Source organism: Pseudoalteromonas sp. NS-SX12 (assembly GCF_057367955.1).
On record NZ_CM170634.1, the window covers coordinates 1,866,243 to 1,882,227 of the forward strand.

Sequence of the window (15,985 nt, forward strand, 5' to 3'; positions counted from 1 at the left end):
TTAATATACGCACCCACAAGACGGAGAGGTGGCCGAGTGGCCGAAGGCGCTCCCCTGCTAAGGGAGTATAGGGTTTGTAGCCCTATCGAGGGTTCGAATCCCTCCTTCTCCGCCATGTCTTGTACGGACGCGTAGCTCAGCTGGATAGAGTACCTGGCTACGAACCAGGCGGTCGGAGGTTCGAATCCTCCCGCGTCCGCCACTTTACTAAAGTGGTTAAATAAATAGTCATCGACTAAGATGTAAAGTTAGAAATATACGGACGCGTAGCTCAGCTGGATAGAGTACCTGGCTACGAACCAGGCGGTCGGAGGTTCGAATCCTCCCGCGTCCGCCACTTTACTAAAGTGGTTAAATAAATAGTCATCGGCTAAGATGTAAAATTAGAAATATCGCGGACGCGTAGCTCAGCTGGATAGAGTACCTGGCTACGAACCAGGCGGTCGGAGGTTCGAATCCTCCCGCGTCCGCCACTTCTTTTGAAGTGACATCAACCGACAAACGTCGGTTTTTTTGTCTCTATGATTTAATGGAAACAAACATCAGAGTGAGATGTAAACACTAAGCATACAACAAACTCGATGCACAACTGGATAGGTTATTTAGGTTGGCTACGAACAAGGTTCGTAAACATCAGAGTGAGATGTAAAAACTAAAGCATACTGCGGACGCGTAGCTCAGCTGGATAGAGTACCTGGCTACGAACCAGGCGGTCGGAGGTTCGAATCCTCCCGCGTCCGCCACTTCTTATGAAGTGATATCAACCGACGAAAGTCGGTTTTTTTGTGCCTAAATTTCATTACTTATTTATACCTAGATCGAGTTGGCTACGAACACGGTTTGTAAACATCAGTGTTAGATGTAAAAACTAAAGCATACTGTGTACGTGTAGCTCAGCTGGATAGAATACCTAGCTACGAACCAGCCGGTCGGAGGTTCACTCTTTTAGGTAAACAAGTCCCGCGTCCGCAACTTCTTCTGAAGTGACATCAACCATTGAGCGTCGGTTTTTTGTGCCTAAATTTCATTACCTATTTATACCTAGTTCGAGTTGGCAACGAACAAGGTTCGTAAGCATCAAAGTTAGTTTTAAACACTAAGACATATTGCGAACGCGTAGCCCTGCTGGATAGAGTACCTAGCTACGAACCAGGCGGTCGGAGGTTCATTCTTTTAGGTAAATAAGTCCCGCGTCGACCATTTGCTTTAGGAAGCAATTACCAAATTGAAGCAGTTGCCGATATGTGAAATTTAGTTATTCTCTTTCTCAAATCTCAAATCTCAAATCTCAAATCTCAAATCTCAAATCTCAAATCTCAAATCTCAGTCTAGCTACAAACGTATCTGGCTAAATTGCCTATTTTCAAACGCTTTTCATTGTTACTTTACGTTAACGTAAAGTGTACTTTGAATTTGAATAACCATTCTTATCGAACAGTATAAGTTAGAACATAAAAATTGGTCTTACCAATTTCATGTGTTATTTCTAGAATAACTCATTCCGAATAGATTGATTTGATTATAACGCTAGGTGTTTAATTTCTATTGCCTAGCTTGTTAAGCATGACTAATCATGGGGCAAAATAAGTCATGAAATAAGCTCATGTTTGTCATCTTTTTAGCCTATTGTTAATGGAGTGTTTAATAATGTATAGTGTTGTGAATTGGTTTTACCAATTGACAACTAAGTTTAAGTGATCAATATTGATTACCAATTTTGAATAGTTATTAAAAATATTTAACTAAAAATTCTTGATTGAGGTGGGGAATGGACGTATCAGGATTGCTGTTAGAGGCGGCTGTTTTAATGTTAACAGGTATGGTGGTGGTATTTGTCTTTTTGACGATACTGATCTTTACCATCAAAGCAATGTCTAAAGTACTTGCGAATTTTCAAACGCCTGAGGTAACGCCAAATCCAGTTAAATTATCTGGGAATCAAGTACCAACAAGCCACGTAGCTGCGATTGCCGCGGCAGTTAAGCAATACCGCGAAAAGCAATAATAAGAAGGGGCCAAATCATGTCACAACTAAAATTAACCGAATTAGTACTGCGCGATGCACACCAGTCATTACTCGCGACCCGTTTACGCTTAGAAGATATGTTACCAATTGCTGAAAAGCTGGATAAAGTAGGTTATTGGTCAATGGAATCGTGGGGCGGGGCGACGTTTGACGCCTGTATTCGTTATTTAGGTGAAGATCCTTGGCACCGCATTCGTGCGTTAAAAGCGGCAATGCCGAATACCAAACAGCAAATGTTGCTTCGTGGTCAAAACTTATTAGGTTACCGTCATTATGCTGACGATGTGGTAGAGCGTTTTGTTGAACGAGCACATAAAAACGGTGTCGACGTTTTTCGTATTTTTGATGCAATGAATGATGTGCGTAATTTAGAAACCGCTATTAAATCAGCGGTAAAAGTAGGTGCACACGCACAAGGTACAATCTCATACACAGTTAGCCCTGTGCACAACCTGCAAATGTGGCTTGATCAAGCAAAACAATTGGAAGATTTAGGTGTTCATTCTATTTGTATTAAAGATATGGCGGGTCTGCTTAATCCATACGATGCAGAAAAACTAATTACCGGCTTAAAAGAGACTGTTGCTGTACCAATCGCAATGCAATGCCACGCAACTACCGGACTAAGCACCGCAACGTATCAAAAGGCGATTGATGCTGGTATTGATATGCTAGATACCGCAATCTCAAGCATGAGTATGACCTATGGCCACAGCGCTACTGAAACAATTGTATCTATCGTAGAGAATACTAACCGTGCAACCGGCCTTGATATGAACTTACTGGAAGAAATTGCTGCGTACTTTAGAGACGTACGCAAGAAATACGCTAAGTTTGAAGGCAGCCTGAAAGGTGTTGATGGCCGTATTTTGTTAGCGCAAGTGCCAGGTGGTATGTTAACAAATATGGAAAATCAGCTTAAAGAACAAGGCGCTGACGATAAGTTAGACGATGTATTGTTGGAAATTCCTAAAGTGCGTGAAGATCTTGGCTTTTTACCGCTTGTTACACCTACATCGCAAATTGTTGGTACCCAAGCAGTGTTAAATGTTTTAACCGGTGAACGTTACAAGTCGATCACCAAAGAGACCGCTGGTGTGCTTAAAGGCGAGTACGGTTCTACCCCTGCGCCCGTAAATAAAGAATTGCAAGAGCGTGTACTTGATGGCGCAGAGCCAATCACGTGTCGCCCTGCAGATCAAATTGAACCAGAACTCAGTAAATTAGAGCAAGAGCTTGATGAAATTGCACAAAAAGATAAATTAGATTTAGCCGATGATGTGATTGATGATGTATTAACGTATGCATTATTTCCGCAAATTGGTCTGAAATATCTGAAAAATCGCAATAATCCTGAGGCGTTTGAGCCAGCACCAAGTAATGAGCCACTGCCTACTGAGCAGGTACCCGCGCCAAAACCAAGTGGCAAAACAGAGCATTACAGCATCAGTGTTGATGGCAAAGTGTATGCAGTAAGTGTTGCCCCAAGCGGTGAACTTACCAATATTCAACCAGCACCAAGTGCATCGAGTCAACATACTGATGTATTACCGCAATCAACCTCTGTTGATGCTGCCGAAACGCTAAATTCTCCGCTGTCTGGCAATATTTTTAAAGTGAATGCCAAGCCTGGTCAACAAGTGGCGAAAGGCGACGTTGTGATCATTATGGAAGCCATGAAAATGGAAACTGAAGTTCGTGCGGCTAAAGATGGCACTATCGCAGAAATATTTGTATCTGAAGGGGATTCAGTTGCAACTGGCGAACCTTTATTGTCGTTAGCGTAAAGGTTGGAGAGTTGTAATGGAAAGCTTAATAACCTTATGGCAAGCCACGGGTATTGCCAACTTAGAACTTCCTCAGCTGATTATGATGCTGGTTGGCGCACTGTTGCTGTATCTCGCAATTGTACGCAACTTTGAGCCATTGTTATTGGTGCCAATTGGCTTTGGGGCAATCTTAACCAACATTCCACTCGCTGGTTTATCAGAAGCCGGTGGATTGCTGTACTACGTGTATAAAATTGGTATTGATTCAGGGGTGTTCCCGCTGCTTATTTTTATGGGCGTAGGCGCGCTTACTGACTTTAGTGCATTGATTGCTAACCCTAAAATGTTGCTGTTAGGTGCAGCGGCACAATTTGGAATTTTTGCTACATTATTTGGCGCGATTTTCTTAAACTACATTCCAGGTTTTGAATTTACGCTACAAGATGCATCGGCAATTGCCATTATTGGTGGTGCAGATGGTCCAACGGCTATCTTCTTAGCGTCTAAACTTGCCCCTGATCTATTGGGTGCAATTGCTGTTGCTGCGTATTCTTATATGGCGTTAGTGCCGATTATTCAGCCGCCAATAATGAAGTTGTTTACCACAGAAGAAGAACGCAATATTGAAATGCCACAGTTACGCCACGTTAGCAAAGCGGAAAAAGTGATATTTCCATTATTAGTGCTAGTGCTTATTGCCATGTTCTTGCCAGCAGCTGCACCACTTGTGGGTATGTTCTGCTTAGGTAATTTAATGCGTGAGTCAGGTGTGGTGGATCGTTTGAGTAAAACCGCGCAAAACGAGCTGATTAATATTACAACCATATTCCTTGGCTTGGCTGTTGGTTCAAAGCTTGCGGCTGATCAGTTTTTAACAGTTGAAACCTTAGGTATCTTAGCACTTGGCGCGGTGGCGTTTGGTATTGGTACGGGTTCAGGTGTTCTGATGGCAAAGGCAATGAATAAATTCAGTAAAACACCTATCAATCCATTAGTTGGTGCGGCGGGCGTATCTGCAGTACCAATGGCTGCACGTGTTGTTAACAAAGTTGGTTTAGAAGCAAACCCACATAACTTTTTACTAATGCATGCAATGGGTCCAAATGTGGCAGGCGTATTAGGCAGTGCAGTTGCTGCCGGTATATTACTTGCCATGGTGGGATAAGTTTCATCGTAGAGCTCAACCAGCTCATTTTGCGGCCGTTAACTCGGCCGCTTTTTTATCTTCACTTTTCTCGGTACAATCACTCATAAAGCTTATACATTGGATCGTTTTAATGAATGTTTTTATTTTGTTGATTGCGCTTTTTGTGGCGTTAATAGTGATTATTCCCCTAATTGAGAAATCAGGTGTACGCTTTTCAGATCAACAAACGGCTAAGATCGCCCGTTGGATTTGGCCACTTGTGATGATTTCAATGGTGGTAAGTCTGATTTATCATTTAGTACGTTAAACGGATTACCTAAATCAGGTTTATCGTAATCACACACACCATCGGGAAAAGTGCGCTTTAGTTCAGCAAGGTACGGCGTCATATCGATGGGCGCATACACTCCGTTTGCTATCGCTTTTTCTACAGCAATACGCTGACATTTAAAAATACTGCCAGAAAATGGCCCGCCGGCTTGAATTCGTGAATTAGTATAAATGGGAAAATGTTTTGTACATGCACCTTCTGGCTGATTATTCCAATCTCCGTGCCATACATTTTCACCTTGCGCGATTATCTCACCCGACTTATTAAAACAGCGATCGCTTGAATCATCTGGTGCATGCTGAGTAGTCAGCCATTTATCAATAACAGAAAAAGCTTCATTGAGCGGTGTGTAGTGCTTATCAGCAATCCAAATACGGTGGTTTTTGAGATGCCCTTGTTGTTTTAAGATTCTAAGTCGCGTGGCAAATGACGTAGAGATATGGTGCATATCAAGCTGATCTTCGAGGTAGTGATGAATATCGATTGTAGGTATGCTGTTAAATCCCAAATACACTTGACCATAGCGATAAGCTTGTCTTACGGCTGCTAGGTTCGCCACCGTACGCTTGGCTGGCTTTTTTCCTGCAACATAAATATTGTGCCGGCTCCACTGTGTAAGCCAAATAGGGGTTTTTACAAATGGAAAAAACAGTAGTTGTTCAGGGCGCTGCTCTGCTTGTGCTTTCCACCCACCAATATGATAGTTTAAATGCAAAAACTCAGTCGCTGATAAACTGCCTTGTTTAAGGCCATTTAAGCCATATTGAACCCCTTGGTTATCCCAAAGAGCGGGTGCACTTGTTGCAGCATTAGGTGCTTGTGTTATTAAGGCCAAATCTTGCCAATAACTCCAGTTAGTTTGGTGATTAACCGTTTGGCTAAATATAGGCTTTAGAAAGCCTTGTGCGGGATTATTAACAAGACTGCTTAGCCCAAAGTAGCCATGCACACACTCGCTATATATTTTAGGGCGATAAAACGCCTTACCAGTGAGAAATTGATTTATCGGCGTATAAAACCAAGATTTATGTTCAATCTCGGCATTGTTTAAACCTTCAATTGCACGTTTTTTGTCACTGTTATCCCAGTTAGCTAAATCACTTTTAAAGTGGTAATAGGTATTGAATAAATCGCAATCAAGGGCATAAATCGTTTGTGACACCATATCTGGGTAGGAATAGAGCGGTATGGCTGCATCAATTAAACCAGGGCTATTTTGTGCAATTAAGTACTGTGCCAAACCGCCACCTGAGCCACCAATGCCAACGGTGTAAATGGGTTTGCCATAAAGTGCTTCAAATTGTTTTTTTACCCGCCATGCTGTGTCTTCGGCAAGCAGCATATTATAAGTGTAGCTGGTTTTGTTGGCGCTTGAGGTGATCACTGCATAGCCGTTATGTAGTTGGCTAAAGCGCCGCTGTAATAGTTTTTTAGGATTTACTTTGCCTTGGCGAAAGCCAATACCAACACCGCCAGCAAATTGATAAATAAGTTTTTTGTTCCAAAGAGAGCTTGTTCGCCAAGTGTTAAATTCCGTTTTTTTGATTGGCATTGCAATGGTATAAATATGTCGATTTATCGTGCCTTGCTCTAACCTAACGAGTTGTTGATTGCTATCGAATTGATGTTTATCAAGGGATGAAGAATCGGTAATTTCTTCACTTTCGCCGTTTAAGTTCACTACAAAGTAGCGCAATGTTGAGGGCACTAAACAGTCTTTGCTGTAGCCAATAACGGTGTTGCTTAAGCTGCCGTCTGGATTTTCTCTGAAAACCGCAGTGCCGAGCGCTTGTTGATTATCGACTAAGGGCTGTCCAAGCCCTGAGCGAACAGTATCACATGAGAATGGATAGCGATTGCTACCGGCGTAAAGAGGCTTTATCGGCCCAACATCACCGAGCGCAATGGGGTATTGAGTATTATCAGCCGGGCGTGGGGTCGTGCGAAGGTGATTAGTGACATTTATGCGATTAGATTGCTGTTCGGGAGCGGTATTCAGTACGCGAAACTGTGAATGGGGCACAGGCGTACACGTTAACAATAAAGAGCAAAAGGTGATCAGCATTAAGCGTTTAATAAGCACAAGTAACAACATAACTACCTCCTGCATTAAGTATAGGCAGAAGATTTTTGCTCTGTTAGAACGAATAAGGCACCGTTAGGTGCCTTATTATTCTATTTTGCTAATGCGAGCTGTAACTCTCTGTTTTTCTGTAAACTTACAAGCATCTCTTGCGCGTATGGCCTGAAATTAGCAAGTTCAGATTTAGGCAGTGATTGTGCCTTTGGTAACTTAACTGTTCGTGGATTACGGTGTACACCGTTAACTAAAAACTCATAATGTAAGTGAGCGCCAGTAACGCGACCGGTTGCCCCAACAGTACCGATTAGTTCACCTTGTTTAACTTTTTCGCCGCGTTTTACCTTGCGTTTATGCAGGTGTAAGTACTTAGTCACATATTGTTGACCATGACGAATAAATACATAGTTACCATTGTATTTATTGTAACCCGCTTTAATCACAGTACCGTTACCCGCTGCAACCACAGGTGTGCCAGTTTTCGCTGCGTAATCGATACCGCGGTGCGCTTTAACTCGGCCTGTAACAGGGTGCTTGCGACGTGGGTTGAAGTTTGAACTTATATATCTAAAGTTAACAGGAGCGCGTAAAAATGCTTTACGTAAGCTACGCCCTTCAGGGGTATAGAAATTATCATCGGTATGACGCACCGCGGCATAGCTTTCGCCTTGGTTAACGAATTCAGCGGCAAGAATTTTACCGGTACCAATAAACTCACCATCAACGTAGTGGTTTTCATAGATCAGAGTAAACGAATCGCCTTTACGAAGATCGTTGGCAAAGTCGATATCCCAACCAAAAATATTGGCAAAGCTAATAATTTGTTTTTCATTTAGACCAGCGCTAAGACCTGCGTTCCAAAAACTTGAATCAATCGTGCCCGACGCGTAATCAGTGCGTTTTTCAATTGCTTTTTTGTCTAGGCTAGAACTAATGGTTTGATCGTCATTAAGTTTAACGACCAAAGTTTCTGTGCGGCTAATTTGATAGTTTAACTGAATTAGTTCGTTGTTTTCATTAGCTGCGAAAAATAATGAGTCACCAGGATGAATTTTAGTTAACTGTTTATTGAGTTTGTTGGCATTAACTATTTTATGAAGTGTGGAAGCCGAAAAACCTGCGCGTTTAAATATTTTAGCTAGGTTATCGCCTTTTTTAACTTTGAACTCTTTAAAATTAAGTGTTACTTCTGGCAACACCTCTTCTGCTTTGGCGGTAACAGCTTCTTGTTCTAACTTTTCTACTTCAATTGCTAATTCATAACGCTTGCCAATTTCTAGCGCATCATGATTTGTATGCCTTGATGCGCTCGCCTTCTCAGAGGGTAGCAGCACCAATGCGGAAATAAATGTAACTACCCCAGCGAGCAACAATTTATGTTTTTTCGGTAGTTTTTGTACTTGCAAAACCATAATGTGCCTTTTGCTACATTAATTAAATAAAAGTGAATAAAATCAGAATAACCTTATATCACCTGTAGCGCCAGTGTTTTGTGCATTTAAAGTGACCAGAATATAGGGTAGAATCAAGAAATTGTTATCTTAAAAATGAATTTTTTGCAAAAGTGCGACAACGTGCTTTTTCGAATGGAGAAATACATGGCTGATATCCAAGCAGCGTTAGCAGAAATAAAGCGTGGCGCTGAAGAGATCCTGATAGAAGATGAGTTAGTTGAAAAATTAAAGTCAGGTAAAAAATTAAAAATTAAAGCAGGCTTCGATCCAACGGCACCGGATCTTCACTTAGGCCATACTGTGTTAATCAATAAAATGAAAACTTTCCAAGACTTAGGTCACGAAGTTATCTTTTTGATTGGTGATTTCACGGGCATGATTGGTGACCCTACAGGTAAAAATGTAACGCGTAAGCCACTTACTCGTGACGATGTACTTGCTAATGCTGAAACATACAAAGAGCAAGTATTTAAAATTTTAGACCCTGCGAAAACTACGGTTGCATTCAACTCACAGTGGATGGAGAACCTAGGTGCAGCAGGTATGATCAAACTAGCTGCGCGTCAAACGGTTGCGCGTATGTTAGAGCGTGACGATTTCAAAAAGCGTTATGCAGGTGGTCAGTCAATTGCTATTCACGAGTTCCTATACCCATTGGTACAAGGTTGGGATTCAGTTGCACTAGAAGCAGATGTTGAACTCGGTGGTACCGATCAGCGTTTTAACTTGCTAATGGGTCGTGAGCTACAAAAAGACGAAGGTCAAAAACCACAAACCGTATTAATGATGCCTTTACTTGAAGGTACTGACGGCGTTCAAAAGATGTCTAAGTCATTAGGTAACTATATTGGTATTACTGATGAACCAAACGATATGTTTGGTAAAGTAATGTCGATTTCAGATGATCTAATGTGGCGTTACTACGAGCTACTTAGCGCATTAAGCATTGAAGAAATTGATGCACTGAAAGAAAAGGTAGCAAATGGCACAAATCCACGTGATATCAAAATTGAATTCGCGAAAGAGATGATTGCACGCTTCCATTCAGAAGAAGCAGCTGAAGGTGCGCACCAAGATTTCATTAAGCGTTTCCAAAAGAATGCGTTGCCGGATGATATTCCAGAAGTAACGATCACTGTAGATGGCGAACTAACCATTGCAAGCTTACTAAAAGAAGTTGGCCTTGTGGCAAGTACATCTGAAGCAATTCGCATGATCAAGCAAGGTGCGGTAAAGATTAACGCGAAAGAAAAAGTTTCAGACAGCAAAATGTTGATTGAAGCTGGCACAACGGAAGTTTACCAAGTTGGTAAGCGTAAGTTCGCTAAAGTAACTGTTAATTAATGAGAGCCCACGAAAGTGGGCTTTTTTATATGTCTAAAATACTAACGACCGAATATTTAAGCCCTGTAGGCAAATTACTAATAGGCTCGATTGATGAGCAATTATGTTTGTGTGACTGGCAAGAGCGAAAAGCCCGCAGTACTGTTGATAGTCGCTTAGCGAAAGGGTTAAGCGCAGAGTTTGTTTGCGCAAACAGTGATTTTAACCAGCAGGTTATAAATCAACTAGAAGCTTACTTTGCAGGCGAATTAACACAATTTTCAATCCCTTTAAAGTTGGTGGGCACTTACTTTCAAAAGTTAGTTTGGCAAGGGTTACAAACAATAGGCTATGGTCAAACGCAAAGCTACGGTGAATTGGCAACAAAGCTTAATATGCCAAGTGCCGTGCGCGCAGTTGCGAATGCCAATGGTGCTAACGCAGTTTCGATAATTGTGCCATGCCACCGTATTATTGGCAGCAATGGCAAGCTAACGGGTTACGCAGGTGGTTTAGCCGCGAAAAAGCGATTACTCGAAATTGAGGGGGGTTAGTTAGTTTTGAAAGGCGCTGACCTTTTCGCATAACTCATTTGCGGCAATAAGCACTCGATTGGTGTAGCGGTGTAAGTGATCAGGGTTGAGTTTTATTATTTGACCTTTTTTAACCGCTGGAATTGAATTCATATCACGCCAAATTTTTGCTTGTGTGTTGTCTTCATCCATTTCTGAAATCACAATAAATTCTGGCTGTTTTAACATGACCTGCTCTTTATTAACGGTTGGGTAATTAACCGAGCTGTCGGCAAATACATTGCTTAGGCCGCAGATGTCAAAAATTTGATTAACCAAAGTATGTTTATTGGCTGTCATAATCGGTGTATGCCAGAGTTGAAAAAATGCAGTGGCAGGCTTTTCTTTTTGATAGCGCGTTTTTAACTCGTTAATCTCATGCTTAAATTGTGATGTGTAGTCAATAGCTTTGTTTTTGGCGTTTAATGTTTCGCCCAGCGCAAGTACTTCGTTTTCTATATCTTCTAAAGTATGTGGGTTGGAAATAAACACATTTAAACCCAGCTTTTTCATTTTCTCAATTTGGCCAAGTTTAGCGTTAGAGCGCCAGACCAGTACAAGATCTGGGTTTAACTCAACTAATTTGGCTAAGTTAATACCATTAGCATCGGCTATTTCTGGGTGCTTTTTTGCATCTTCAGGAAAATCACTGTAACTGCTTACGGCGACAATATTTTCACCTAATCCTAGCGAGTATGTCCACTCAGTTAAATGGGGGGCAAGTGATGCAATGCGTTTAGGCGTCGCTGAAAGCGGTAAGCTTAACAATAAAGTAAAAACAAATATAAGCTTAGAGATGGTTAGTCGCGGCATAAATAATTTCCAAGAAAAGAATAAGGCAAAGCCAAAATGCACTGGCAAACATCAGTGCGTTTTTCGCTTGTTTAATTGCTTTTTGCTGTGGCAGTGTTTTAGGTCCGATGCGTGTTTTGCTGTAGCGCTTACCAGAGTAAAAAGCAGGACCACCAAGTTGTACGCCAAGATATCCACTAAGACAAGCAAGCAAAAAACACGAGTTTTTTTGATAACCATTATCTACAAATAGCGCTAAGTAATGAAAACCTTGGGTTTTAGGTTTAAGCAGTAAAGGCAAGCAAAAAAGCCTAATCGGTAAAAATTCTAAGTAATAAATAATGGCGTTGGTTGCGTTACTGAACTGGCTATCTGGTGGCGCAGTTTTAGAAAATACATTGGCACAATGTAAAAATAGGCAATAAATAAGTGCCGCGTTAAAACCCAAGCAGTAATAAAGAATAAGCGGCAAAAAAAAGTGGCGAAAATAGCTTAAACTTTGGTGTTCAATGATTGCCTTTATTAATCCAGACTCTGATAAGTTGTTACTATCACGACGTAAAAACTGGCTTAAAATATCACGTACCACGGGCTTTTGTTGTTGTGTTAATAGCCATGCTGCGCGTTTTAATTTAGCGTTACTGTAAGGATTGTTGATCAGTAAAAATAAGATTAACAACTCAAACGCAACGGGGTATTGTGCAAAGCTTGTGATGCCAATCGCCAAGATTGCGACGCAGCCCACAATTAAACAACTTAGTAATAAGGAAGAAAAGGACGCGTACACATTCGATGCGTTTGCATCATAAATACGCCCAGCCATTTTGCTTATCAGTAGGCGAAAAAGCGGAGTGGGGTGATATTGCGAGGGGATAACTAATAGTGAGCTAACCAGCGCAAGCAATATTGTTTGCCATGCGCCGGTTGAAAAAAATGGCAGCTCAAATGCCACTTACAGCGAGACCTGCTTTAGATTCTTTAACAGTGCAATCACCATCTCTGATGAGTTTTCTGATGCTTTCACTAAATAAGACTCGAATGATTCTGGTGATTCTTTACCAGCAATATCTGACAGCGAGCGAATCACTACAAATGGTGTATTTAGCTGATGACATACTTGTGCAATTGCTGCACCTTCCATTTCAACCGCTAACATATTTGGAAATTGTTCGCGTGTTTTGTCAATGCGCACAGGATCACACATAAATGAATCACCGGTACAAATTTGGCCAACCATTGTTTTAATGCCTTTCGACATTTCAGCAATCGCTTTCTCAGCATTTTCTACAAGTGTTTTATGTGCAATAAACGCTGGTGGCATTTGTGGTACTTGACCCATTTCATAACCAAAAGCAGTAACATCAACATCGTGATGACGCACTTCACTTGAAATAACCACATCGCCAACGTTCAGGCTTTGCTCAAAACCACCTGCAGAACCAGTGTTGATAATGCAATCTGGTGCGAACAACTCAATCATTAGCGTAGTAGCGAGTGCCGAAGCCACTTTACCAATACCAGATTGAACTAAAATAACGTCTTGATCAGCAAGTTGACCTTGGTAAAACGTGAAGCTACCGCGCTCAGTAATTTTAGTGTTTTCAATCGCAGCTTTTAAAATAGCTACTTCTGGCTCCATTGCGCCAATAATACCGATTTTCATAATGGTTACGCCTATTTATAGGGAATAAATAAAATATGGCGGAATTATAGCTAGGTTACTAATAAATTCACAGACAAAATAAAACCCGCAATATGCGGGTTGTTAGGACGGAAAGAACAACACGCTGTAAAAAATTAAACTTGTGCCAGAGCCGTTGACTGCGACTTAACCTGTGACGGAGACAACACTGCCGTAGGTTTACTGGTTGCTTTTCGAATAGGTGGTTTAGAATTGGTTACTTGTTTACCCAATTTAAATAAAATGGCCTGTCTTACTTCCTGTGGCTTGTAACCTGTTTTAACTTTTATGCGAATAAGCGGTACACCGGCAGATTCTAACGCGCCATTTACAAACCAGTCTTTTTTCGCTTTGTGACCATTTTTACTAGCATTATTGACTAAGTCGATTGCTGCAACAATCTTCAAGCTTTCCTTATCCAATAATACGTAATCAAGCTGTTTATTTTGCGCTTTAGCAAGTGCACTGCGACGTGACTTGTCATCGGTGCCCGGTTGAAAATCTAAAATATCAACCAACCTAACGCGACTTACAATTTTGTAGTCAGAGCCAATCGCTTTTTCCAGCAAATTTAAAAACGCCGTTTCTACCTGAGTAAATAACGATTTTTTTTGTGTAAACGGGTAAGGATTTCCCGAATGGGTAAATTTTGACGCAACAAACGCCGCCATAACCACTAACACTAGAATTAATAACGAAACAAGTTCCATAGATACTCCAAATCAAAACTTTGACGCAAACTTTTTCAAAATGAATTAAGCAATAAAAGTGCCAAAACTTTATTACTACGTCTAATAGGTTTTATGGGAATTTTGTTGGCTTAACAGCGCTACTACTTGTTACTCGCGCAGATACTGGGTAAAATTCAAGATTCCGTTGTGCTCATTCGAATTTGGGGTTTGCCGACTCGCTCTGTTCGGTATCTAGATTGACGCAATAAAATAACAATAAATGGTGTTACTTATGCGCTTCGCTCGACTTTGCTTGTTTAAAATGACAAATAAAAAAACGTTTAGTAAGAACGTACAAACTTTTGTTAGTTCAATAATCGCAACTTCTTTTGTTGCGTTCACACCCGTGGCGGCTGTTTCGGCTAACACATTGCTTATGCTCTCAGACGACCTTAAGGTTTGTTCCAGTGAAAATCAACGTTTCTGTACTAAAGAGGGTAAAGAATCGTTTTCCGATGATGTAAAACAAAAAGCAATTTTTGATATTACCGATGAAGCACTGTTACGGGTTTCTGAGTATGCTTGGACTGAACAAGAAGAGTTAAAGAAACAAGTTGCTGATATTCTAAAAGCGGTAAAACCTAAGTTTGAGAACAAAACACTAACTGAGCGCCAGTTTGTGAGAGCGCTGCGTGGTGTATCAATTGAAGTTGGCACAGAAACAGTTTCGGGTCGTGATATTTGGCAGAGCTTGTACGAATTTGAAAAGCGCAACTTGTTCGATTTGTTAGAGCAAAAGCAGGCTGAAAGTCGCTCTAAACGCAAAAAAACCGAAGTTAACTGGGCGCAAAGCACAAACTTAGAGGCAACACTTGCTTACCAAAAGTTATTTGATTTAAGTGTTGAAATTTCAGGACCTAAGCGCAAACCGCGTATTGCTGTAGTAACAGGCACAGATCGCGACCCATATGCACGCGTTGACTATTACCTAGGATTGTTCGAGCAAATTGGATTTGAAGCGACTTGGTTGCCAATTGATGCAGCAATGCAAACGGCTATTACGGCAAAAGAATATGAAAAGTCGTCTTGCGATAGTCTAGAAGAATTCCAAATAAAGCGTTTAGCGAGCTTTCGCCGTGAAGTACTTTACCCAGATTTATATCGTCAGCAAGTAAGCGAATGTAAAAAGTCGTCGCCATTAATTGACACAATCAAGCGAATGGATGCGATTTATATTGCTGATGGTAGCCCGCTATTAAGTTACCACGCGTTTTACACGCCAACCGGTGCACCTAGTGAATCGCTTACGAAAATCATTGATATGTTTAATAAAAATGAAGTGTTAGTGGCGGTTGAAGGCGGCAGTGTAAATGCGATCACCAATGCTAGAAAACCACTTAGCATTTTGGCGGGCGCTGTTAATGAAATTAATACGATTGTGCCTATGTCTTTCGCATCTGGCCATGACGCATGTAGCTTAGGTGCTGATTGTATTGCACTTGAAAGCGAACGTGACTTTACAGTTGTTGAATCACCAATTCTACCATTACTACCGTTTGGTATTGTTGACACTCAAGTATCGAAACGAGGTAAACAATTACGCGGCCTACATGCAGCACTATTCAGTGATAATCAGCGTATATTTGGTTTAGATGATAAAACAGCTGTCGTTGTTACCAATCAAGACAATAACCTTGAGCTAGAAGTGATTGGCTCTGGCGGTATGTGGTTGTTTGAAGTAAACAGAGAAAATAATGAAGGTGGTGTACGCGAGTTTACAAGTCACTACTTCACACATGGTGATCATATTGCAATGCGCAGCGGTGGCGTTTCGGTGGAGTTCCCAAGTTGGAAGTATGCAACTCAGTTAAATGGGTCTCAGCCACAAGTAACTTCAGCACAGGCGCTATCACGCAACAACTTCTTTAAGTTGAACGAAATGATGTGTCAAACAGGTGCTAAGCAGGCACTTGGCAACGACCGAATTAATGAGCAAGACGTTAGTTTATCAATTGCACAAAGCAGTTCAGCATTGGCACGCTTAGGCGTAGCTAAAGTACGTGGCGGCGAGTTTAGAGTATGTTCGCTTTCGCAAGTCGCAAATAAGCTGACGGTTTCACCAAACCTATAACTTTACGT

The 15,985-nt window shown here is 41.3% G+C and carries 12 protein-coding genes and 5 tRNA genes; 11 read left to right on the forward strand and 6 right to left on the reverse strand.

Annotated features, from left to right (window positions below):
* Nucleotides 1–22: 22 nt before the first annotated feature.
* From AC2IOM_RS08665 to AC2IOM_RS08700, 8 genes are all read left to right on the forward strand, one after another.
* Nucleotides 23–115 (forward strand) — tRNA-Ser (locus tag AC2IOM_RS08665).
* Between the two features lie 10 nt (nt 116–125).
* Nucleotides 126–202, forward strand: a tRNA-Arg gene (locus AC2IOM_RS08670).
* 58 nt (nt 203–260) lie between these two features.
* Nucleotides 261–337: transfer RNA gene (locus AC2IOM_RS08675), tRNA-Arg, on the forward strand.
* A gap of 59 nt (nt 338–396) precedes the next feature.
* Nucleotides 397–473, forward strand: a tRNA-Arg gene (locus tag AC2IOM_RS08680).
* Nucleotides 474–666: 193 nt separating this feature from the next.
* Nucleotides 667–743, forward strand: a tRNA-Arg gene (locus tag AC2IOM_RS08685).
* A 1,025-nt stretch (nt 744–1,768) separates the two neighbouring features.
* On the forward strand, nt 1,769–2,005 hold the full coding sequence (locus AC2IOM_RS08690; protein ID WP_105171778.1) for an OadG family protein: 237 nt from the start codon (nt 1,769–1,771) through the stop codon (nt 2,003–2,005).
* Nucleotides 2,006–2,022: 17 nt separating this feature from the next.
* A complete protein-coding gene (gene oadA, locus AC2IOM_RS08695; RefSeq protein WP_486358127.1) occupies nt 2,023–3,813 on the forward strand; it encodes a sodium-extruding oxaloacetate decarboxylase subunit alpha in 1,791 nt (596 codons plus the stop codon).
* A gap of 16 nt (nt 3,814–3,829) precedes the next feature.
* Nucleotides 3,830–4,960: a sodium ion-translocating decarboxylase subunit beta gene (locus AC2IOM_RS08700; protein WP_100913811.1), complete on the forward strand. Its 1,131-nt coding sequence runs from the start codon at nt 3,830–3,832 to the stop codon at nt 4,958–4,960.
* A 212-nt stretch (nt 4,961–5,172) separates the two neighbouring features.
* Here the strand turns inward: AC2IOM_RS08700 and AC2IOM_RS08705 are convergent, their stop codons facing one another.
* Entirely contained in the window at nt 5,173–7,368 is a 2,196-nt protein-coding gene (locus AC2IOM_RS08705; protein ID WP_486358128.1) for a DUF6351 family protein, read from the reverse strand.
* Between the two features lie 80 nt (nt 7,369–7,448).
* Nucleotides 7,449–8,765 carry a peptidoglycan DD-metalloendopeptidase family protein gene (locus AC2IOM_RS08710; protein WP_138634505.1) on the reverse strand — a complete coding sequence of 439 codons (1,317 nt, stop codon included), beginning with the start codon at nt 8,763–8,765 and terminating at the stop codon, nt 7,449–7,451.
* Nucleotides 8,766–8,951: 186 nt separating this feature from the next.
* Between AC2IOM_RS08710 and tyrS the strand changes: the two genes are divergently transcribed.
* Together tyrS and AC2IOM_RS08720 are read left to right on the forward strand one after the other, a co-directional pair.
* Complete coding sequence (gene tyrS, locus AC2IOM_RS08715) at nt 8,952–10,151, forward strand: tyrosine--tRNA ligase (RefSeq protein ID WP_486358129.1); 1,200 nt, start codon at nt 8,952–8,954, stop codon at nt 10,149–10,151.
* 29 nt (nt 10,152–10,180) lie between these two features.
* Nucleotides 10,181–10,684, forward strand: coding sequence for a methylated-DNA--[protein]-cysteine S-methyltransferase (locus AC2IOM_RS08720; protein WP_486358130.1), 504 nt, complete (start codon nt 10,181–10,183; stop codon nt 10,682–10,684).
* Here the strand turns inward: AC2IOM_RS08720 and AC2IOM_RS08725 are convergent, their stop codons facing one another.
* The 4 genes from AC2IOM_RS08725 to AC2IOM_RS08740 form a co-directional block, all read right to left on the reverse strand.
* Nucleotides 10,685–11,515, reverse strand: coding sequence for a cobalamin-binding protein (locus AC2IOM_RS08725; RefSeq protein WP_486358131.1), 831 nt, complete (start codon nt 11,513–11,515; stop codon nt 10,685–10,687).
* On the reverse strand, nt 11,493–12,446 hold the full coding sequence (locus AC2IOM_RS08730; protein WP_486358132.1) for a cobalamin biosynthesis protein: 954 nt from the start codon (nt 12,444–12,446) through the stop codon (nt 11,493–11,495). Before AC2IOM_RS08730 ends, AC2IOM_RS08725 begins: the two co-directional genes overlap by 23 nt.
* Nucleotides 12,447–13,157 (reverse strand): 5'-methylthioadenosine/S-adenosylhomocysteine nucleosidase, encoded by a 711-nt coding sequence (gene mtnN, locus AC2IOM_RS08735; RefSeq protein ID WP_054981341.1) that lies wholly within the window; start codon nt 13,155–13,157, stop codon nt 12,447–12,449. It abuts the gene before it with no gap.
* 134 nt (nt 13,158–13,291) lie between these two features.
* Nucleotides 13,292–13,885, reverse strand: a complete 594-nt coding sequence (locus tag AC2IOM_RS08740; RefSeq protein ID WP_010559613.1) for a DUF2726 domain-containing protein — start codon at nt 13,883–13,885, stop codon at nt 13,292–13,294.
* Between the two features lie 283 nt (nt 13,886–14,168).
* On the opposite strand from AC2IOM_RS08740, the gene AC2IOM_RS08745 reads away from it, so the two are divergent.
* A complete protein-coding gene (locus AC2IOM_RS08745; RefSeq protein WP_486358133.1) occupies nt 14,169–15,977 on the forward strand; it encodes a type 1 glutamine amidotransferase family protein in 1,809 nt (602 codons plus the stop codon).
* Nucleotides 15,978–15,985 lie beyond the last annotated feature (8 nt).

What these genes read in the sequence shown, in the direction of transcription:
- AC2IOM_RS08690 (WP_105171778.1), top strand. Translation starts at nt 1,769, where the DNA reads ATGGACGTATCAGGATTGCTGTTAGAGGCGGCTGTTTTAATGTTAACA.
- oadA (WP_486358127.1), top strand. Translation starts at nt 2,023, where the DNA reads ATGTCACAACTAAAATTAACCGAATTAGTACTGCGCGATGCACACCAG.
- AC2IOM_RS08700 (WP_100913811.1), top strand. Translation starts at nt 3,830, where the DNA reads ATGGAAAGCTTAATAACCTTATGGCAAGCCACGGGTATTGCCAACTTA.
- AC2IOM_RS08705 (WP_486358128.1), bottom strand. Translation starts at nt 7,368, where the DNA reads ATGTTGTTACTTGTGCTTATTAAACGCTTAATGCTGATCACCTTTTGC.
- AC2IOM_RS08710 (WP_138634505.1), bottom strand. Translation starts at nt 8,765, where the DNA reads ATGGTTTTGCAAGTACAAAAACTACCGAAAAAACATAAATTGTTGCTC.
- tyrS (WP_486358129.1), top strand. Translation starts at nt 8,952, where the DNA reads ATGGCTGATATCCAAGCAGCGTTAGCAGAAATAAAGCGTGGCGCTGAA.
- AC2IOM_RS08720 (WP_486358130.1), top strand. Translation starts at nt 10,181, where the DNA reads ATGTCTAAAATACTAACGACCGAATATTTAAGCCCTGTAGGCAAATTA.
- AC2IOM_RS08725 (WP_486358131.1), bottom strand. Translation starts at nt 11,515, where the DNA reads ATGCCGCGACTAACCATCTCTAAGCTTATATTTGTTTTTACTTTATTG.
- mtnN (WP_054981341.1), bottom strand. Translation starts at nt 13,157, where the DNA reads ATGAAAATCGGTATTATTGGCGCAATGGAGCCAGAAGTAGCTATTTTA.
- AC2IOM_RS08740 (WP_010559613.1), bottom strand. Translation starts at nt 13,885, where the DNA reads ATGGAACTTGTTTCGTTATTAATTCTAGTGTTAGTGGTTATGGCGGCG.
- AC2IOM_RS08745 (WP_486358133.1), top strand. Translation starts at nt 14,169, where the DNA reads ATGACAAATAAAAAAACGTTTAGTAAGAACGTACAAACTTTTGTTAGT.